Raw genomic sequence first — 627 nt, forward strand, 5'->3', positions numbered from 1 at the left:
CTAAAGTATCCCCAGAATTAGCCTTTATATATCAATGAACTAATAGTATTAAAAAATGTGGGAAGCGAGGGAACATTCATGGTGTTTTGTGATCTTATGAATCGCTTAAAAACAACAGAGCTAAACACCATGAATGCTTTTACTATTTTGCACAATATGCTCCGCGCTGTCACCCCTAACTCAATTCATAAAGCCAGATTTAATACTTTAGTCGCTGCCGTTAAATCTCTATTGCACTGCCAGCAATGTACCTTGACGTCTATCGGCCGCAATTTGAATTCAAAAACAACTGAAAAACATGATATTAAACGTATTGATCGACTGCTCAGTAACCACGAGCTTTTACGTGAATCAACAACGGTTTATGTTCACTTAAGCCGTTTTGTGGTCACTGAAAAGCATCCCGTCATTTTGGTTGATTGGAGTCATGCAGATACACAAACCAAATACTGTATTCTGCGTGCCAGCATTGTTAGTGAAGGTCGCTCTTTAACCCTGTATCAGGAAAGTGCATTCAGCTTTCAATATCATTGCCCAAAAGTACAAAAACGGTTCTTAAAGATGCTCAAACTGATCTTGCCGAGTGATTGCCGCCCTGTCATTGTGACGGATGCGGGCTTTAAAGTT

The 627-nt window shown here is 39.7% G+C and carries 1 pseudogene; it reads left to right on the plus strand.

Annotation, left to right across the window (positions count from 1 at the left end):
• Positions 1-96: 96 nt before the first annotated feature.
• Positions 97-627, plus strand: a pseudogene (locus tag FW757_RS23160) (IS4 family transposase); the annotation flags it as partial.

The organism is Pseudoalteromonas sp. 1181_04 (assembly GCF_052850545.1).